14 protein-coding genes are annotated in these 16,458 nt (G+C 72.3%); 2 read left to right on the forward strand and 12 right to left on the reverse strand.

All coding sequences use genetic code 11. From position 1 onward, the window contains the following. Positions 1-326: 326 nt before the first annotated feature. Together ACWC21_RS11240 and ACWC21_RS11245 are read right to left on the reverse strand one after the other, a co-directional pair. Complete coding sequence (locus ACWC21_RS11240; protein ID WP_450880453.1) at positions 327-1,202, reverse strand: alpha/beta fold hydrolase; 876 nt, start codon at positions 1,200-1,202, stop codon at positions 327-329. 275 nt (positions 1,203-1,477) lie between these two features. Then, positions 1,478-2,167: a metal-dependent transcriptional regulator gene (locus ACWC21_RS11245; protein WP_388804067.1), complete on the reverse strand. Its 690-nt coding sequence runs from the start codon at positions 2,165-2,167 to the stop codon at positions 1,478-1,480. 258 nt (positions 2,168-2,425) lie between these two features. Here ACWC21_RS11245 and ACWC21_RS11250 point away from each other — a divergent pair, with 258 nt between their 5' ends. Further along, positions 2,426-3,181, forward strand: a complete 756-nt coding sequence (locus ACWC21_RS11250) for an SIS domain-containing protein (protein WP_450880455.1) — start codon at positions 2,426-2,428, stop codon at positions 3,179-3,181. A gap of 16 nt (positions 3,182-3,197) precedes the next feature. Here ACWC21_RS11250 and ACWC21_RS11255 read toward each other — a convergent pair whose 3' ends face one another. The 3 genes from ACWC21_RS11255 to ACWC21_RS11265 all read right to left on the reverse strand — a co-directional run bounded on the left by ACWC21_RS11255 (position 3,198) and on the right by ACWC21_RS11265 (position 6,627). Then, positions 3,198-4,598 carry a PAS domain-containing protein gene (locus tag ACWC21_RS11255; protein ID WP_450880457.1) on the reverse strand — a complete coding sequence of 467 codons (1,401 nt, stop codon included), beginning with the start codon at positions 4,596-4,598 and terminating at the stop codon, positions 3,198-3,200. A 121-nt stretch (positions 4,599-4,719) separates the two neighbouring features. Beyond that, positions 4,720-5,202, reverse strand: coding sequence for an N-acetyltransferase family protein (locus ACWC21_RS11260; RefSeq protein WP_450880459.1), 483 nt, complete (start codon positions 5,200-5,202; stop codon positions 4,720-4,722). A gap of 324 nt (positions 5,203-5,526) precedes the next feature. Next, the gene (locus ACWC21_RS11265; protein WP_450880461.1) at positions 5,527-6,627 is read right to left on the reverse strand and encodes a citrate synthase 2; all 1,101 of its coding nucleotides are present in this window, start codon (positions 6,625-6,627) and stop codon (positions 5,527-5,529) included. 208 nt (positions 6,628-6,835) lie between these two features. Here ACWC21_RS11265 and pdxH point away from each other — a divergent pair, with 208 nt between their 5' ends. Next, positions 6,836-7,474: a pyridoxamine 5'-phosphate oxidase gene (gene pdxH, locus ACWC21_RS11270; protein ID WP_450880684.1), complete on the forward strand. Its 639-nt coding sequence runs from the start codon at positions 6,836-6,838 to the stop codon at positions 7,472-7,474. A 6-nt stretch (positions 7,475-7,480) separates the two neighbouring features. On the opposite strand, the gene ACWC21_RS11275 is transcribed toward pdxH, so the two are convergent. The 7 genes from ACWC21_RS11275 to ACWC21_RS11305 all read right to left on the reverse strand — a co-directional run bounded on the left by ACWC21_RS11275 (position 7,481) and on the right by ACWC21_RS11305 (position 16,377). After that, on the reverse strand, positions 7,481-8,095 hold the full coding sequence (locus ACWC21_RS11275; protein WP_450880463.1) for a TetR/AcrR family transcriptional regulator: 615 nt from the start codon (positions 8,093-8,095) through the stop codon (positions 7,481-7,483). Continuing rightward, on the reverse strand, positions 8,083-8,817 hold the full coding sequence (locus tag ACWC21_RS11280; RefSeq protein ID WP_450880465.1) for an enoyl-CoA hydratase family protein: 735 nt from the start codon (positions 8,815-8,817) through the stop codon (positions 8,083-8,085). Before ACWC21_RS11280 ends, ACWC21_RS11275 begins: the two co-directional genes overlap by 13 nt. Before the next feature lie 96 nt (positions 8,818-8,913). Further along, positions 8,914-10,074 carry an acyl-CoA dehydrogenase family protein gene (locus ACWC21_RS11285; RefSeq protein ID WP_450880466.1) on the reverse strand — a complete coding sequence of 387 codons (1,161 nt, stop codon included), beginning with the start codon at positions 10,072-10,074 and terminating at the stop codon, positions 8,914-8,916. Beyond that, entirely contained in the window at positions 10,071-11,966 is a 1,896-nt protein-coding gene (locus tag ACWC21_RS11290) for an ATP-binding protein (RefSeq protein ID WP_450880468.1), read from the reverse strand. Before ACWC21_RS11290 ends, ACWC21_RS11285 begins: the two co-directional genes overlap by 4 nt. 10 nt (positions 11,967-11,976) lie before the next feature. Beyond that, positions 11,977-13,575, reverse strand: coding sequence for an acyl-CoA carboxylase subunit beta (locus tag ACWC21_RS11295; RefSeq protein WP_450880470.1), 1,599 nt, complete (start codon positions 13,573-13,575; stop codon positions 11,977-11,979). A gap of 310 nt (positions 13,576-13,885) precedes the next feature. Further along, positions 13,886-15,580: an acyclic terpene utilization AtuA family protein gene (locus ACWC21_RS11300; protein WP_450880472.1), complete on the reverse strand. Its 1,695-nt coding sequence runs from the start codon at positions 15,578-15,580 to the stop codon at positions 13,886-13,888. Then, positions 15,577-16,377, reverse strand: coding sequence for a TIGR03084 family metal-binding protein (locus tag ACWC21_RS11305; protein ID WP_450880474.1), 801 nt, complete (start codon positions 16,375-16,377; stop codon positions 15,577-15,579). The genes ACWC21_RS11300 and ACWC21_RS11305 overlap by 4 nt, the downstream gene beginning before the upstream one ends. Between the last annotated feature and the right edge of the window lie 81 nt (positions 16,378-16,458).

The raw sequence follows: 16,458 nt of genomic DNA on the forward strand, positions 1-16,458 counted from the left end.
ATGCGGCCCCGCCGCGCGGGCGCGAACAACCGCAGGCACCACGCAGCCCCGGCTCACCCCAACCCCCCAGGGGCGCGGGACTGTGCCGACATGCGGCCCCGCCGCGCGGGCGCGAACAACCGCAGGCACCACGCAGCCCCGGCTCACCCCAACCCCCCAGGGGCGCGGGACTGTGCCGACATGCGGCTCCGCCGCGCGGGCGCGAACAACCGCAGGCACCACGCAGCCCCGGCTCACCCCAACCCCCCAGGGGCGCGGGGAACTGCGCGACAAGCCACAACGCACCGGCACTCGCATACGACAGAACCCGGCAGATGAGAACGCGCTCAAACCCCCTGCACCGATTCAAGAAACGGCTCCACAGCCCCCCGCCAAGCCTCCGGCTGGTCATAGTGGACAAGGTGCCCCGCGTCCGCGACCTCCGCGTACTCCCCGCGCGGCAGCACGCGGACCATCTCCTGGGCCTCCGCCCGCCCCAGCTCCCCGTCGAGTCCGCGTACGACCAGCGCGGGGCACTCGACCAGGGCCAGTTCCTCCCAGTGCGCGTCGTACACCCAGGTCTCGCGGGATTTGAGCATCTGCTCGGGTTCGAAGACGGGGCGCCAGCCGTCCGGGGTCTCGTGCATGACCTCGGCGTAGAACGCGCCCCGGCGGGGGTTCGGGCGCTCCACCCGGGGATCGTCCTCGCCGAACCACTTGCGTACGTCGGCGAGCGTGGCGAAGGGGAGGGGCCAGGACCGGAACCAGTCGGCCCACTCTCGCTGCGAGGCCGCGCCGAGCGCGGAGGCCCGCATGTCGCAGATGATCAGGCCGCGCACCAGGTCGGGGCGCTTGGCGGCGAGCTGCCAGGCGGTCAGCGCGCCCATGGCGTGGCCGATGATGACGGCGGGCGCGAGGCCGAGCTGTTCCAGGGCGGCCTCGGCGTCCTCGATGTACGCGTCCCGGGTGTAGGCGGCCTGCGGGGGCTTGTCGCTCTGGCCGTGGCCCCGCTGGTCCAGCGCGACGGCGTGGTACCGCCCGGAGAGCCAGCGGGCGGTGGACGCCCAGTGCGCGGCACGGCCCATCAGGCCGTGCAGTAACAGCACGCCGGGCCGCGTCCGGCCGGAACCCGCGGCGGCCGGGTCACCCTTGGGAGGGTCCTCGTACTCCCAGGCGGCGAGTCGCACGCCACCCGCCCCCGTCACATCGATGCGCCGTGCCATGGGTCAGGCCCCCCTAGCTCCGCTCGGACACCCGCACACTATCGAATGACTATTCGAAAATTCCGGATCTGCGATCAACACCCCTCATTCGAGTGACACCCCTCAAGGAATGATCGTCGCCGCCCAGGGGATCTCTACTGCGGGGGGCGGACCGCTCGGGGAAACCGGTCCGCGGGGAATGACCCTGAGAGCTCGGGGCTCCGGGTCAGCACAGGGGAGGACAGGCCCCGGCGCCAGACGGCGCCGGGGCCTTCCACCTGTCCGCGGCCGGCGGATCAGGGCTTCGCCACGAACACGTGGGAGGCCACGTCCGCCTCCAGCTCGGCCGCCTCGCCCCCGCTGCCGACCAGCACACCGCCCGCCGCCTCCGTCACGCTCACCACCGAACCGGGCTGCACACCGGCCCGGCGCAGCGTGTACATCAGCTGGGCGTCCGTCTGGATGGGCTCACCGATCCGGCGGACCACGACCGTCTTGCCGTCTCCCGGATCCAGGTCGGCCAGCGACACCATGCCCTCGTCCAGGAACGGATTCGCACCGTCCTTCTCACCCAGCTCCTCCAGGCCCGGGATCGGATTGCCGTACGGCGACTCGGTCGGGTGACGCAGCAGCTCCAGCACGCGACGCTCCACGGCCTCGCTCATCACGTGCTCCCAGCGGCACGCCTCCGCGTGCACCTGCTCCCACTCCAGGCCGATCACGTCGACCAGCAGACACTCCGCCAGGCGGTGCTTGCGCATCACACGCGTGGCCAGCCGACGGCCCTCGTCGGTGAGCTCCAGATGCCGGTCACTGGCCACCGACACCAGGCCGTCACGCTCCATCCGCGCCACCGTCTGGCTCACCGTCGGCCCGCTCTGGTCGAGCCGCTCGGCGATGCGGGCGCGCATCGGGACCACGCCTTCCTCCTCGAGCTCGAGGATGGTGCGGAGATACATCTCCGTGGTGTCGATCAGTCCGGACATACGTGCCCCTTGATTGCTTCTGCCGGAAGCTCGCCGCTCCCCGGCGCGTGCGCTGGCCCTGACCCCAATTCTGACGCATACCAGTGACAACCGTGCCGCGCCACCGAAACCCACACGGCGAGGAGCACGCCCACACCGCGCCCGCCCCGGCCACCGTCACCGTATTGACAGCGCACTGGTCCAGACCGCACGGTGATCCGCGACACAGACGCCACGCACACAGGCGCCGCGAACACAGACTCCGCGAAGGGGCAACGCATGAGCGACGGCACGCCGGCCGACCGGTTCCTCGACGCCGCCATCGGCCTGCTGCGCCGGGTCAAGGAGGAGGAGTCGCAGACCATCACGGCCGCCGCCACGCTCCTCGCCGACACCGTCGAGGCCGGCGGCCGGCTGTTCGCCTTCGGCGCCGGCCACTCCTCGCTCGCCGCACAGGACGTCGTCTACCGCGCGGGCGGTCTCGCCCTCATGAACCTGCTCGCCGTCCCCGGCGTCGTCGGGGTCGACGTCGTCCCCGCCACCCTCGGCTCCGCCCTCGAGCGCGTCGACGGCCTGGCCACCGCCGTCCTCAGCACCTCACCGCTCCGCGCCGGCGACACCCTCGTGATCATCTCCCTCTCCGGCCGCAACGCCCTCCCCGTCGACATGGCGGCGGGCGCCCGCGCCCTCGGCGCCAAGGTCATCGGCGTGACATCGCTCGCCTACACCACCGGGACCACGTCCCGGCACTCCTCCGGGACCTTCCTCAAGGACCACTGCGACATCGTCCTCGACTCCAAGATCGCCGTCGGGGACGCCGAACTCACCCTCGACACCGTCCCCGCGCCCTTCGCCCCCGCCTCCACGGTGGTCACCGCCGCCCTCCTCCAGGCGGTCATGGCCACGGCAGCCGCCACCCTCGCCGACCGCGGCATCGAACCCCCGCTGCTGCGCTCCGGCAACGTGGACGGCGGCCACGACTGGAACCGCCGCGTCTTCGAGCAGTACCGGGACCGGATCTTCTATCAGCACTGAGCGCTGCGAACGGGGGTCACCCCGGCGCGGGCCCCTCCCCGACCGCCCCCGCCAGATCCAGCGCCACCGCGATCCGCACGGCGACATCCTCGGCGTACGCCGCGTCGGACCGCTCGAACCGGCTCCGCCCACGCCCCCGCAGGAAGGTCACCACACCCAGCGTCCGACCCCGGCTGCGCAGCACCGCGCACAAGGCGTGCACGCTGTCGGCGGGCCACTGCCGTGCCAGAGCCCACTCCCGGGCCCGCTCGGCCGGCACGTCACCCGCGTCCGCCCGCACGGCCCCCACCCGCTCCACGCACTGCAGCGCGGGATGCCCCTGCTCGTACAACACCGGCAGACCGGCCGCCCCCGTCACCAGACTCGGCCCGGGCGCCCCGGAGGGCGTCGCCGCGATCCGCACCAGCCGCACCGGCCCGGACGCCTCCGCCACCACCGGAAGGGCACCCGCCACCCGGTCGATCAGAGCATGGTCGGCGAACCCGGCCAACGCGAAGTCCAGGTGGATCGTGGCCGCCTCCGCCGGGTCCTCGCACTCCGCCGCCGCCCGCGCCGCCCGGTGCAGCTGGTTGCTGCGGAAACGCAGCAGCGCCGCCTCCTGCTCACCCTGCTTCGCCTCGGTGACGTCCTGGAACATCCAGCTCACCCCGAGCGGCACCGGCTCCTCCGCGAGCGGCGAGGCCAGCCGCAGGAACCAGCTGCGCCAGCACCGCCGCCGCTCACCCTCCGACGTGCGCACGCTCACCCACATCTCGGCGGGGGCGGGCGGCGCACCCTCGGCCAGCACATGGGTCAGCGCGCCCTCCAGCTCCTCCACACCCTGGGACAGCAGCTCCCCGAGCGGCCGCCCCAGCCCGGACGTACGCCCCACCCCCAACGCCCGCGCCGCGTGCGCGTTCACCACGGCGGGCCTGAGGTCGGCGTCGACGAGCACGACACCCCACGAGGCGTCCTCGAACAACGCCTCGCTCAGAGCGATGGACCGCTCCAGGTCGATCTGCGCGTGCACCTCGCTGAACGCGCAGTACACCCCCGCCGGCTTGCCGTCGGGCCCGCGCACGGCCGCGGACTGGGTCCGTACGAGCACCCGCCCGCCGTCCTTCGTCACCAGAGCGAACTCGTGCACCTGCCGACCGGGCGCGTGCATCGCGGACAGCAGCCGCCCCTCGACCTCCCCCGCGTCGGCGGTGCGCACCGCCCAGCCCGCGAACCCCTTGCGCCCCACCGCCTCCGCCGCGGTCCAGCCCAGGATCCGCTCCGCCTCACGGTTCCAGTGCGTGACGACCCCGTCCGCGTCGAAGGCGCACAGAGCCGCGTCCATACCGTCGAGCAGAGCGGCGAGCAGATCGGCTCCGTCCCGCTCGGGCCCGTCGGGCCCCAGCTCATCGGTGGTCCCACTACGCCGGGAAGCACTCACCTGGACCCCCTGCAGGCTGTGTCCGCGGTTACGGCACGAAGGTTCGCTCACTCACCTTCATTCAACTCGAACGTGACGCAGCGCACACTCGGTTCCCACAAGATTGAAGGAATCGTTGTAGTCAGCCGCTCTCTTTGAGAGTGCCCAGCCGGAGGTCGACCCACTCGTCGCTCTCCCCCTCCAGCACATACCGCTCGACCTCGACGAAACCACATTTCCCGGCGAACCTCAGCCCGCTCTCATTGACCGCCAGCACACACGTCTCGACCGCCTCCGCCCCCAGCACGCGCGCGTGGGCGAGCCCGTCCTCGTACAGCGCCCTGCCGTACCCGCGCCCCCGGCACTCGGGCAGCACCCGCGCGATCACCGTGGCCACGCCGTCCTGCGGCGGGCGCACGGTGGAACACCCGACGAGCACATCACCGACGTACGCGTTCACCAGCCGATTACGCCGCAACCGCCCCCGGGCGTCCTCCGACGACATGGCTGCCGGCGGCACGACCACGTTGTGCACATGCCGCCACTGCTCCAGCGCCGACTCGTCCTCAACGGGCCGAATCGTCAACCCCGGCCGCGGCTCAGCCGTCCCACGTCGCTCCGTCATGCCCGGGACGCTAGGTGAGCAGCGCGAACGTGTGCAACGAAAAAACGGTTGATCGGGAGCCGGGCGGTTCCTACTGTGTGTCTTACGCCGAAAGGAGGTGATCCGGTACATGAGTGAATCCCGGACGCGCGAGGTGGCTGCGGGCTAGCGGCCCGTCACCACATGAAGTGCGGTGCCGGACCAGCACGTGACACGCGTGCAGCCGGCCAATCCCAAGCAGTCACCCGACCCGCGAGCTCGCCGGTACGTCCGGCCGGCTCCCCCGCCGCGAGGCGGAGGGACCCGAGCTCGCGGGTCGTCTGCGTTCTCGCCGCAGGTGGGGTCTCAGTGCGCGATGTCCGCGTAGCCCTCGATCTCCTGCGGGCTGCGGGAGCCCGGGCCCACGTAGCGGGCGGAGGGGCGTACGAGGCGGCCCGTGCGCTTCTGTTCCAGGATGTGCGCCGACCAGCCGGCCGTGCGGGCGCAGGTGAACATCGAGGTGAACATGTGCGCCGGGACCTCGGCGAAGTCCAGGATGATCGCCGCCCAGAACTCCACGTTCGTGGCGAGGACACGGTCCGGGCGCCGGTTGTGGAGCTCCTCCAGGGCCGCCTTCTCCAGCGCTTCGGCGATCTCGTAGCGGGGGGCGCCCAGCTCTCGGGCGGTACGGCGCAGGACACGCGCGCGGGGGTCCTCGGCCCGGTACACCCGGTGCCCGAAGCCCATCAGGCGCTCGCCCCGGTCGAGGGCGTGCCGGACGTAGGCCTCCGCGTCGCCGGTCCGCTCGATCTCCTCGATCATGTGGAGCACGCGCGAGGGGGCGCCGCCGTGCAGCGGGCCGGACATGGCGCCGACGGCGCCGGAGAGGGCGGCGGCCACGTCGGCGCCGGTGGAGGCGATGACGCGGGCGGTGAAGGTGGAGGCGTTCATGCCGTGCTCGGCGGCGGAGGTCCAGTAGGCGTCGACGGCGGCGACGTGCTTGGGGTCGGGTTCGCCGCGCCAGCGGATCATGAACCGTTCGACGACGGACCGCGCCTTGTCGATCTCCCGCTGCGGCACCATCGGCAGGCCCTGGCCGCGCGCGGACTGGGCGACGTACGACAGGGCCATCACGGCGGCGCGGGCGAGGTCCTCGCGGGCCTGCTCGGCGTCGATGTCCAAGAGTGGCTTCAGACCCCAGACCGGGGCCAGCATGGCGAGCGCGGACTGCACGTCGACGCGGATGTCCCCGGAGTGGACGGGGATCGGGAAGGGTTCGGCGGGCGGCAGGCCGGGGTTGAAGGCGCCGTCGACGAGCAGCCCCCAGACGTTCCCGAACGAGACGTGGCCGACCAGTTCCTCGATGTCGACGCCCCGGTACCGCAGGGCGCCGCCCTCCTTGTCCGGTTCGGCGATCTCCGTCTCGAACGCGACGACTCCTTCGAGCCCGGGTACGAAGTCGGACATCAGGCGGCTCCTTGCGAGGTGTGAGTGAGGTGTGCGGCGCATGGGCTGCGAAGGTCCTCGGTCCCACTCGCACGATATCCCTGAGTGCCACCTTTGGGGAGACCGAACGGCACTGAGTGCCACACAACACGGTAGGGGGATACGGCAGGATGACCGCGTGACCGACCGTGACGTGACCGACCGTGACACCTTCCGCGACCCCGCCGACATGCGCAAGCAGTACCGCACGGAGGGCCTGGACGAGCACGAGCTGGCCCCGCATCCGATGGACCAGTTCACCCACTGGTTCGAGGACGCCGCGCAGGCGACCCTCCAGGGCACGCTGCACGAGCCGAACGCGATGGTCGTCTCGACCGCGGACGCCGCCGGCCGTCCCAGCTCACGCACGGTCCTGATGAAGCAGTACGACGCCGACGGCTTCGTCTTCTTCACCAACTACGGCTCACGCAAGGCGCGCGACCTGGCGGAGAACCCGCATGTGTCGCTGCTCTTCCCGTGGCATCCGATCGCCCGCCAGGTCATCGTCACCGGCATCGCCCGGCGCACGGGCAGTGACGAGACGGCCCGCTACTTCCGCACCCGTCCGCACGGCTCGCAGCTCGGTGCCTGGGCCAGCGCCCAGTCCTCGGTGATCGCCTCCCGTGCCGAGCTGGACGCTTCGTACGCCGAGCTCGGTGACCGTTATCCGGAAGGCGAGGAGGTCCCCGTCCCGTCGGACTGGGGCGGCTTCCGGGTCGCTCCGCGGTCGGTGGAGTTCTGGCAGGGGCGGGCGAACCGCCTGCACGACCGGTTGCGGTACGTGGCGGAGCCGGACGGCGGCTGGCGGGTGGAGCGGCTCAGCCCCTGAGGACGCTCAGTCCCTGAGGACCCCGTCCAGGATCCGCGCCCACTGCGCCACCACCCGCTCACGGCGTCCCCGGTCGTCGGTGAGGAGGTTGGCGAGGCCGAGGCCACGGGCCATGTCCAGCAGGCCCTGGACGGTCTCCCGGACGCCCGGGCGGGACTCGTCGGCGCCCAGCAGGTCCACCGCGATGCGATGGGTCTCGCGGCCGACGCGGGCCTCCAGCTCGGTGACGCGGGGGCGGAGCTGGGGCTCGTCGCCGGCGGCGACCCAGAGGTGGAGGGCGGCGCGGAAGAGCGGGCCGGTGTAGAGGTCGACGAGGGCGGAGACCACGGAGCGGCGGTCGGTGGCGCCCTCGGGGAAGAGGGCGCGCAGGGCGGTGGAGCGTTCCTCGGCGACGTATTCGACGGCCGCGGTGAAGAGGTCCTCGCGGGTGCGGAAGTGGTGCTGGGCGGCGCCCCGGGAGACGCCCGCGTGTTCGGCGACGACGGCGACCGTGGAGCCCGCCCAGCCGCGTTCGGCGAGGCAGGCCACGGCGGCCTGGAGGAGCCGCTGCCGGGTGGCCCGGCTGCGGTCCTGCTTGGGGACGCGCTCGGTCGGTTGCTCGTCTGTGCTCACAGCACCCATGAAGGTTCCCGTCGTTCCAGGAAGGCCGTCATCCCCTCGCGGGCCTGCGGGGAGGCGAACAGCCGGGCCGAGAGCGCGGTGAGGTCGGCCGCGTCCCGGTCGAATGCCTCCAGCACCCTAGCCGTGAGCAGCCGCTTCGTCTCGGCCAGCCCCTGGGGGGAGGAGCGGCGCAGACCGTCGAGGACGGGCCGCAGTACGGCGTCCACATCGTCCCCGGCCGCCGTCAGCAGGCCGGTCCGCACCGCCTCCGCCGCGTCGAGGCGTTCCCCGGTGAGGTAGTAGCGGGCGATCGCGCGCGGGTCCGTGCGGGGCAGGAGGGGCAGGGAGATCACGGCGGGGGCCACTCCGATCCGTACCTCGGTGAAGGCGAAGGTGGATCCGGTGGACGCCGCGGCGATGTCGCAGGCCGCCAGCAGGCCGAGGCCCCCGGCCCGGACGTGCCCGGTCACGCGCGCGAGGACGGGTTTGCGCAGCTCGACGATCCGTCTGAGCAGGGTGACCAGCGCGTCGGGGTGCGGGGGGTCGCGCAGGTCGGCGCCGGCGCAGAAGGTGTTGCCGGTGTGGGTGAGGACGACGGCCCGAACGCCGGTGTCCTCGGCGCAGTCGGTGAGGGCGTCCGCGAGTTCGCCGACGAGCGCGGCGGACAGGGCGTTGCGGGTGTCCGCCGAGTCGAGGCTGAGTGTCTCGATGCCACGCGCGCGTGTACGGCCGATCAGCGTCACGATCCCTCCTCGAGTTCGCTTGGTCCCCGCGGTTGCCGGCGGAGGATCTTGCCGGAGGCGGCGACGGGTACGCCGTCCTCCTCGCGCGTGCCCGGATCAGTAGGACTTGGGCAGGCCCAGGGTCTGGTGGGAGACGTAGTTGAGAATCATCTCCCGGCTCACCGGGGCGATACGAGCCACGCGCGCGGCGGTTATCAGCGAGGCGAGCCCGAACTCGCGGGTGAGGCCGTTGCCGCCGAGGGTGTGCACGGCCTGGTCGACGGCCTTCACACAGGCCTCCCCGGCCGCGTACTTGGCCATGTTGGCGGCCTCGCCCGCACCGGCGTCGTCCCCGGTGTCGTAGAGGTGGGCGGCCTTCTGCATCATCAGGCGGGCCAGTTCGAGGTCGATGTGCGCCTGCGCCAGGGGATGGGCGATGGCCTGGTGGGCACCGATGGGGGTCTTCCAGACGGTGCGGTCACGGGCGTACTCGACGGCGCGGGCGAGCGCGTGGCGGCCCATGCCGATCGCGAAGGCCGCCGTCATGATCCGCTCGGGGTTGAGCCCGGCGAACAACTGGAGCAGTCCGGCGTCCTCCTCACCGACGAGCGCCTCGGCGGGCAGTCGTACGTCGTCCAGTGTCAGCTCGAACTGCTTCTCGGCGGCGTTCAGTTCCATGTCGATGGGCCGGCGGGTGAAGCCCTCGGCGTCGCGCGGCACGATGAACAGGCAGGGCTTGAGACGACCGGTGCGAGCGTCCTCCGTACGGCCGACGATCAGGACCGCGTCCGCCCTGTCGACGCCGGAGATGAACACCTTGCGGCCGGTGAGCAGCCAGTCGGTGCCGTCGCGGCGGGCGGTGGTGGTGATGTGGTGGGAGTTGGATCCGGCGTCGGGTTCGGTGATGCCGAAGGCCATGAGCCGGGTGCCGTCGGCGAGGCCGGGCAGCCAGGTCCGTTTCTGCTCCTCGGTGCCGAAGCGGGCGATGACGTTCCCGCAGATGGCCGGGGAGACGACGAGCATGAGGAGGGGGCAGCCGGCGGCGCCGAGTTCCTCCAGGACGATGGCGAGTTCGCTGATGCCGCAGCCTCCGCCGCCGTACTCCTCGGGCAGGTTCACGCCGAGGTAGCCGAGCTTGCCGGCCTCCGACCAGAGTTCGTCGGGGTGGCCGCCGCCGGCGACGACGCGGGTGATGTAGTCACGGCCGTAGCGCTTGCCGAGGGCGGCGACGGCGGCCCGCAGGGCCTTGTGCTCCTCGGTTTCCAGGGTGCTGCTCATCTGTCCTGAACCTCCTCCTGTGCGGCCTGTGCGACCTGTTCGGCCTGTTCGGCCTGTACGACGGCGAGCAGGGCGCCGACCTCCACCTGCCGTCCGGGTACGGCGTGCAGGGCGGTGAGCGTCCCCGTGACGGGAGCGGTGATCCGGTGCTGCATCTTCATCGCCTCCAGCCAGATCAGGGGCTCACCGGCCCGTACGGCGGCGCCCTCGGTCAGGTCCTCGGCGACGCGGACGACCGTGCCGGGCATGGGGGCGAGGAGGGAGCCGGGGGCGTGGTGTGCGGTGGGGTCGGGGAAACGGGGCAGCGCGGTGAGGACGGTGGCGTTCACGTACACCTGGTCGCCGCCGTACCGGGCCACCTCGTACTTCCTGCGTACGCCGTCCGCTTCGAGGACGACGAGACGGGTGTCCGCGCGCACGACCCGCACCCCGTCCGCGGTCAGGCCCTCCCGGGTGTGCCGGTAGCGGACCTCGTGCTCCTCGCCCGCCATCAGGTACCGCTTGGTCTGCGGCTGGGAGGGCAGGTTGCGCCAGCCGCCGAAGCGGGAGCGGCCGTGGGCGTCGGCGAGGGCCGCGGCCAGGGGGGCGTACGGGTCGGGTGCGGGCCGGGTGAGACGGACGAGGTGGCGGTCGTAGAAGCCGGTGTCCATGCGGCCCGTCGTGAACTCCTCGTGCCGCAGGGAGCGGGCGAGGAGGTCGCGGTTGGTGACCGGGCCGTGGATCTCCGCCCGGTCCAGGGCGCCGGCGAGGGCGCGGATCGCCTCCGCGCGCGTGGGGGCGTGGGCGACGACCTTGGCGAGCATCGGGTCGTAGTGGACGCCGATGGTGTCGCCGTCGGTGTAGCCGGTGTCGAGGCGGACGCCGTCGGGCACGGCGAGCCGGTGCAGGGTGCCGGTCTGGGGGGCCCAGTCGCGGGCGGGGTCCTCGGCGTAGAGGCGGGCCTCGACGGCGTGGCCGCGCGGGCGGGGCGGCTCGGCGTCCAGGGCGTGGCCCTCGGCGACGCGGATCTGCAGGGCGACGAGGTCGATGCCGAACACGGCCTCGGTGACGGGGTGTTCGACCTGGAGGCGGGTGTTCATCTCCAGGAAGTGCGCCCTGCCGTCGGCGGTGACCAGGAACTCGACGGTTCCGGCGCCGGCGTAGGAGGTGAAGTGGGCGGCGCGCACCGCCGTCTCGTACAGCTCGGCGGTGAGTCCGGGTTCCAGTCCCGGGGCCGGGGCCTCCTCGATCACCTTCTGGTGGCGGCGCTGCAGGGAGCAGTCACGGGTGCCGAGCGTCCACACCGTGCCGTGGGTGTCGGCGAGGATCTGCACCTCGACGTGCCGGCCGTTCTCCACGTACGGCTCGACGAAGACCTCACCGTCCCCGAAGGCGCTCGCCGCCTCCGCGCGCGCGGCGGCCAGTTCGGCGTCCAGGTCGGCGAGCCGCCGCACGACCCGCATCCCGCGTCCGCCGCCGCCCGCCGCGGCCTTCACCAGCACGGGCAGGTCGGCCTCGGTGACCTCGCTCAGGCCCGCGATGTTCATGAGCTTCTTGGCGCGTGTCTTGGACGCCATCGCCTCGATCGCCCGGGGTGGCGGGCCGATCCAGACCAGGCCCGCGTCCAGGACGGCGCGGGCGAAGTCGGCGTTCTCGGAGAGGAACCCGTACCCCGGGTGCACGGCGTCGGCGCCCGCCGCGACGGCGGCCTTCACGATCAGGTCGCCGCGCAGATACGTGTCCGCGGGCGCCGCGCCGGGCAGTCGTACGGCCGTGTCCGCCACGCGCGCGTGGAGGGCGTTCTCGTCGGCGTCCGAGTGCACGGCGACCGTCCGGATTCCCAGCTCGCGGCAGGTGCGGAACACACGGCAGGCGATCTCGCCCCGGTTGGCGACGAGCACAGAAGTGATCACTGGTGGTTCCTCACATCCGGAAGACGCCGAACCCACCCCGCGCCCCCTCGTAGGGCGCGGTGTGGATCGCGGACAGGCACAGGCCGAGGACGGTGCGGGTGTCGCGCGGGTCGATGACGCCGTCGTCGTACAGCCGCCCGGACAGGAACATCGGCAGCGACTCGGACTCGATCTGCTGCTCCACCATGGCGCGCAGCGCCGCGTCCGCGTCCTCGTCGTACGGCTGCCCCTTCGCGGCGGCCGACTGGCGGGCGACGATCGACAGCACGCCGGCGAGCTGCTGCGGGCCCATGACGGCGGACTTGGCGCTGGGCCAGGCGAACAGGAACCGCGGGTCGTAGGCGCGGCCGCACATGCCGTAGTGCCCGGCGCCGTAGGAGGCGCCCATGAGGACGGACAGATGGGGGACGCGGCTGTTGCTGACGGCGTTGATCATCATCGCGCCGTGCTTGATGATGCCGCCCTGCTCGTACTCCCGGCCGACCATGTAGCCGGTGGTGTTGTGCAGGAAGAGGAGCGGGATGTCCCGCTGGTTGGCGAGCTGGATGAACTGGGCGGCCTTCTGCGACTCCTCGCTGAAGAGCACCCCGCGCGCGTTGGCGAGGATCCCCACCGGATAGCCGTGCAGGGACGCCCAGCCGGTCGTCAGGCTCGTCCCGTACAGCGGTTTGAACTCGTCGAAGTCGGAGGCGTCGACGAGCCGGGCGATGACCTCGCGCGGGTCGAAGGGGGTTTTCAGGTCGCCCGGGACGATGCCGAGGAGTTCCTCGGGGTCGTACTCGGGCGGCTCGGCCGGGCCGGGATCGGGGTGAGCCTTGCGGTGGTTGAGGCGGGCGACCACGCGCCGCGCCTGCCGCAGGGCGTCGGGTTCGTCGACGGCGAAGTGGTCCGCGAGCCCGGACACGCGCGCGTGCATCTCCGCGCCGCCCAGCGACTCGTCGTCGCTCTCCTCGCCGGTCGCCATCTTCACCAGCGGCGGCCCGCCGAGGAAGACCTTCGCCCGCTCCCTGACCATGATCACGTGGTCGGACATGCCGGGGATGTAGGCGCCGCCGGCCGTGGAGTTGCCGAAGACGACGGCGACGGTCGGGATCCCGGCGGCGGACAGCCGGGTCAGGTCCCGGAAGATCGCGCCCCCGGGGATGAAGATCTCCTTCTGGGAGGGCAGGTCCGCGCCACCCGACTCGACGAGGCTGATGCAGGGCAGCCGGTTGGCGAGCGCGATGTCGTTCGCGCGCAGGGCCTTCTTCAGGCTCCAGGGGTTGCTGGCGCCCCCGCGCACGGTCGGATCGTTGGCGGTGATCAGGCACTCCACGCCCTCGACGACACCGATACCGGTGACGAGGGAGGCGCCGACGGTGTACTCGCTCCCCCAGGCGGCCAGCGGTGACAGCTCCAGGAACGGCGTGTCCGGGTCCAGGAGCAGCTCGATCCGCTCCCGGGCGAGCAGCTTGCCGCGCTTGCGGTGCCGCTGGACGTACTTCTCACCGCCGCCCGCGAGGGCCTTGGCGTGCTCGGCGTCCAGATCGGTGAGCCTGGCCAGCATGGCGTCGCGGTTCGCCCGGTACTCGGGGCTCGCGGTGTCCAGCGTGGAGGGAAGGACGGTCACCTGAACTCCTCCGAGGTTGCGCCGACCTTCAGGTCGGGGAGGCGTCGACTTACCATGCGATAGCACAAAGAGCCGGATTTTGCCGTAAAAGAGAAAGAGGGCCCCAAAGACCGGTTAAGCTGTTCGCTGTGCGCTGCGAGAACCAAGCACGCATAACGCGCTGCGCGAGAGCCAAGCCGGCGCAATCCAACGCTTTCGGGCAACCGGGCAGGTTCCGTCCCGGCTGGTGTTGATGGAGTAAGACCTCTCGGGTCGCTGATCTGTGGGGCTTCCTGAGCCAGGAATCCCCCTGCTTCAGCCGGGGGAGGGTTCAAAGCAGGGCCTCCGGGATGTCCAGGTGGCGGGAGCGCAGCCATTCGCCGAGGGCCTTGGCCTGCGGGTCGAAACGGTGCTGGGCGGCGACACCCTCGCCGAGGAGTCCCTCCACGACGAAGTTGACGGCACGCAGGTTGGGGAGCGGGTGCCGGGTGACGGGCAGGTCGCGGCTCTCCGGGATCAGCTCCCGGAACCGGTCGACGTCGAGCGTGTGCACGAGCCACCGCCAGGCCTCGTCGGTGCGCGCCCACACCCCGACGTTCGCGTTGCCGCCCTTGTCGCCGCTGCGTGCGCCGACGACACGGCCGAGGGGGGCGCGGCGGGTGGGGCCGGGCGGGAGCGGGTCGGGGAGGGGAGGCCGCGGTACGTCGTGCGGTACGAGGGTGTCGGGGGCCGGGGAGACGGGCACCCGGCGGCCGTCGTGCAGGACGGCCACGTGGTCGACGGCGTCCTGGGGGACGTACACGTCTTTGAACACCCCGTAGGGGACGCCCTTGCCGGGTGGCGCGAGCACATGGAAGCCGGGGTAACTGGCGAGGGCGAGTTCCACGGCGGCACCGCCGAACGCGCGCCCCACCACCTCCTGGTCCGGGTCGCGTACGACGAGCCGGAGCAGCGCGCTGGCGGTCTCCTCGGTGGCGGCGTCGGGCCGGTCGGTGCGGACCAGCTCCCAACGAACCTGGGCGGGAGGGGACTTGGCGAGCGCGTCGGTCATCTGCGCCCGCACGAGGCGGGCCTTCGCCTCGATGTCGAGCCCGGTGAGGACGAAGACGACCTCGTTGCGGAAGCCGCCGAGCCGGTTGAGGCCGACCTTGAGGTCCGGGGGCGGCGCCTCACCGCGCACCCCCTCGATCCGGACCCGGTCCGGTCCCTCCTGGCTCAGCCGTACGGTGTCCAGCCGGGCGGTGACGTCGGGTCCCGCGTACCGGGCGCCGCCCGTCTCGTACAGCAGCTGGGCGGTGACCGTGCCCACGTCGACGAATCCGCCGGTGCCGGGGTGCTTGGTGATGACGCAGCTGCCGTCGGCGCGGACCTCGGCGAGCGGGAAGCCGGGCCGGCGGACGTCCCGCTCGCCGTCCTGGAAGAAGGCGTAGTTTCCGCCGGTGGCCTGCGCCCCGCACTCCAGGACGTGTCCGGCGACGACGGCGCCCGCGAGCCGGTCGTGATCGGTCGGCCGCCAGCCGAAGTGGGCGGCGGCCGGCCCGGTGACGAGGGCCGCGTCGGTGACCCGCCCGGTGACGACGACGTCGGCGCCTTCCCGCAGACAGGCAGCGATGCCGAAGCCGCCGAGGTAAGCGTTGGCGGTGAGGCTGCCCGGGTGCACGGCGGTGCGGTCGTCGCCCTCGACGTGGGCGACGCGGGCGGGGATGCCGAGGCGGTCGGCCAGGTCGCGGACGGCGTCGGCGAGTCCGGCGGGATTGAGGCCGCCGGCGTTGGTGACGATCCGCACTCCGCGCTCGTGGGCGAGGCCGAGGCACTCCTCGAGCCGGCGCAGGAACGTGCGGGCGTAACCGGCGGCGGGGTCCTTGAGCCGGTCCCGGCCGAGGATGAGCATGGTCAGCTCGGCGAGGTAGTCACCGGTGAGGACGTCGAGTTCGCCGCCGGTGAGCATCTCGCGCATGGCTTCGGAACGGTCGCCGTAGAAGCCGGAGAAGTTGCCGATGCGCAGGGGAGCCGCCTGGGCGGTCACTCCCCCGCCCCCTTCGGTGTGCGGCCGGTGCCGGGCGGGCCCGCGAAGGCCTGGGCGATGTCCAGCCAGCGGTCGGCGTCGGAGCCCTCGGCACGCAGGGCGAGGTCGGCGCGGTGTGCGCGCTGGGTGACGAGCAGGCAGAAGTCGAGGGCGGGGCCGGTGACGCGTTCGAGGGCGTCTTCGGGGCCGTACGTCCACGGCTCGCCGTCGCCGGAGGGCGGGGTGAGCTCGATCCGGAACTCCTCGAAGGGCGCGGGCAGTCCGTGCACGCCGAAGGCGAAGTCACGGGTGCGTACGCCGAGGCGGACGATGTGCCGGAGCCGGTCGGTGGGCGTGCGCACCACCCCCAGGGCGTCGGCGACGTCCTGCCCGTGCGCCCAGGTCTCCATCAGCCGGGCACTCGCCATGGACGCGACGGACATGGGCGGGCCGTACCAGGGAAACCGTGCATCGGCGGGTGCGGCGCGCAGGGCGTCCTCCAGGGCCTTGCGCCCGCCCCGCCAGTCCGCGAGCAGCCGCGCCGCCGGCTTCCCGGCCCCCTCCTCCGCCCCGTTGTCCACGAAGTCTCCCGGGGCGGCCAACGCCTTCTCGACCTCGCGGGCGAAGGCGTCCCGATCGGTCACGGCGAGCAGGGACGAGTGGTCGGTCCAGGCGAGGTGGGCGATCTGGTGGGCGACGGTCCAGCCGGGAGCAGGGGTCTCGAGCGACCACTGCTCCGGGCTCGACTCGGCCACCAGAAGGTCGAGTTCCTCGCCCTCCGCACGCAGGTCGTCGATCACGGGCGTCGGGTCAGCCATGGGGGGAGCATGGCAGCGGGAACGGAAACAATCAAGCGTGCTTGCATTTATTGTCTTGCATTCGTTGCCGGGTGGAACGGC

The organism is Streptomyces sp. NPDC001348 (genome assembly GCF_053597535.1).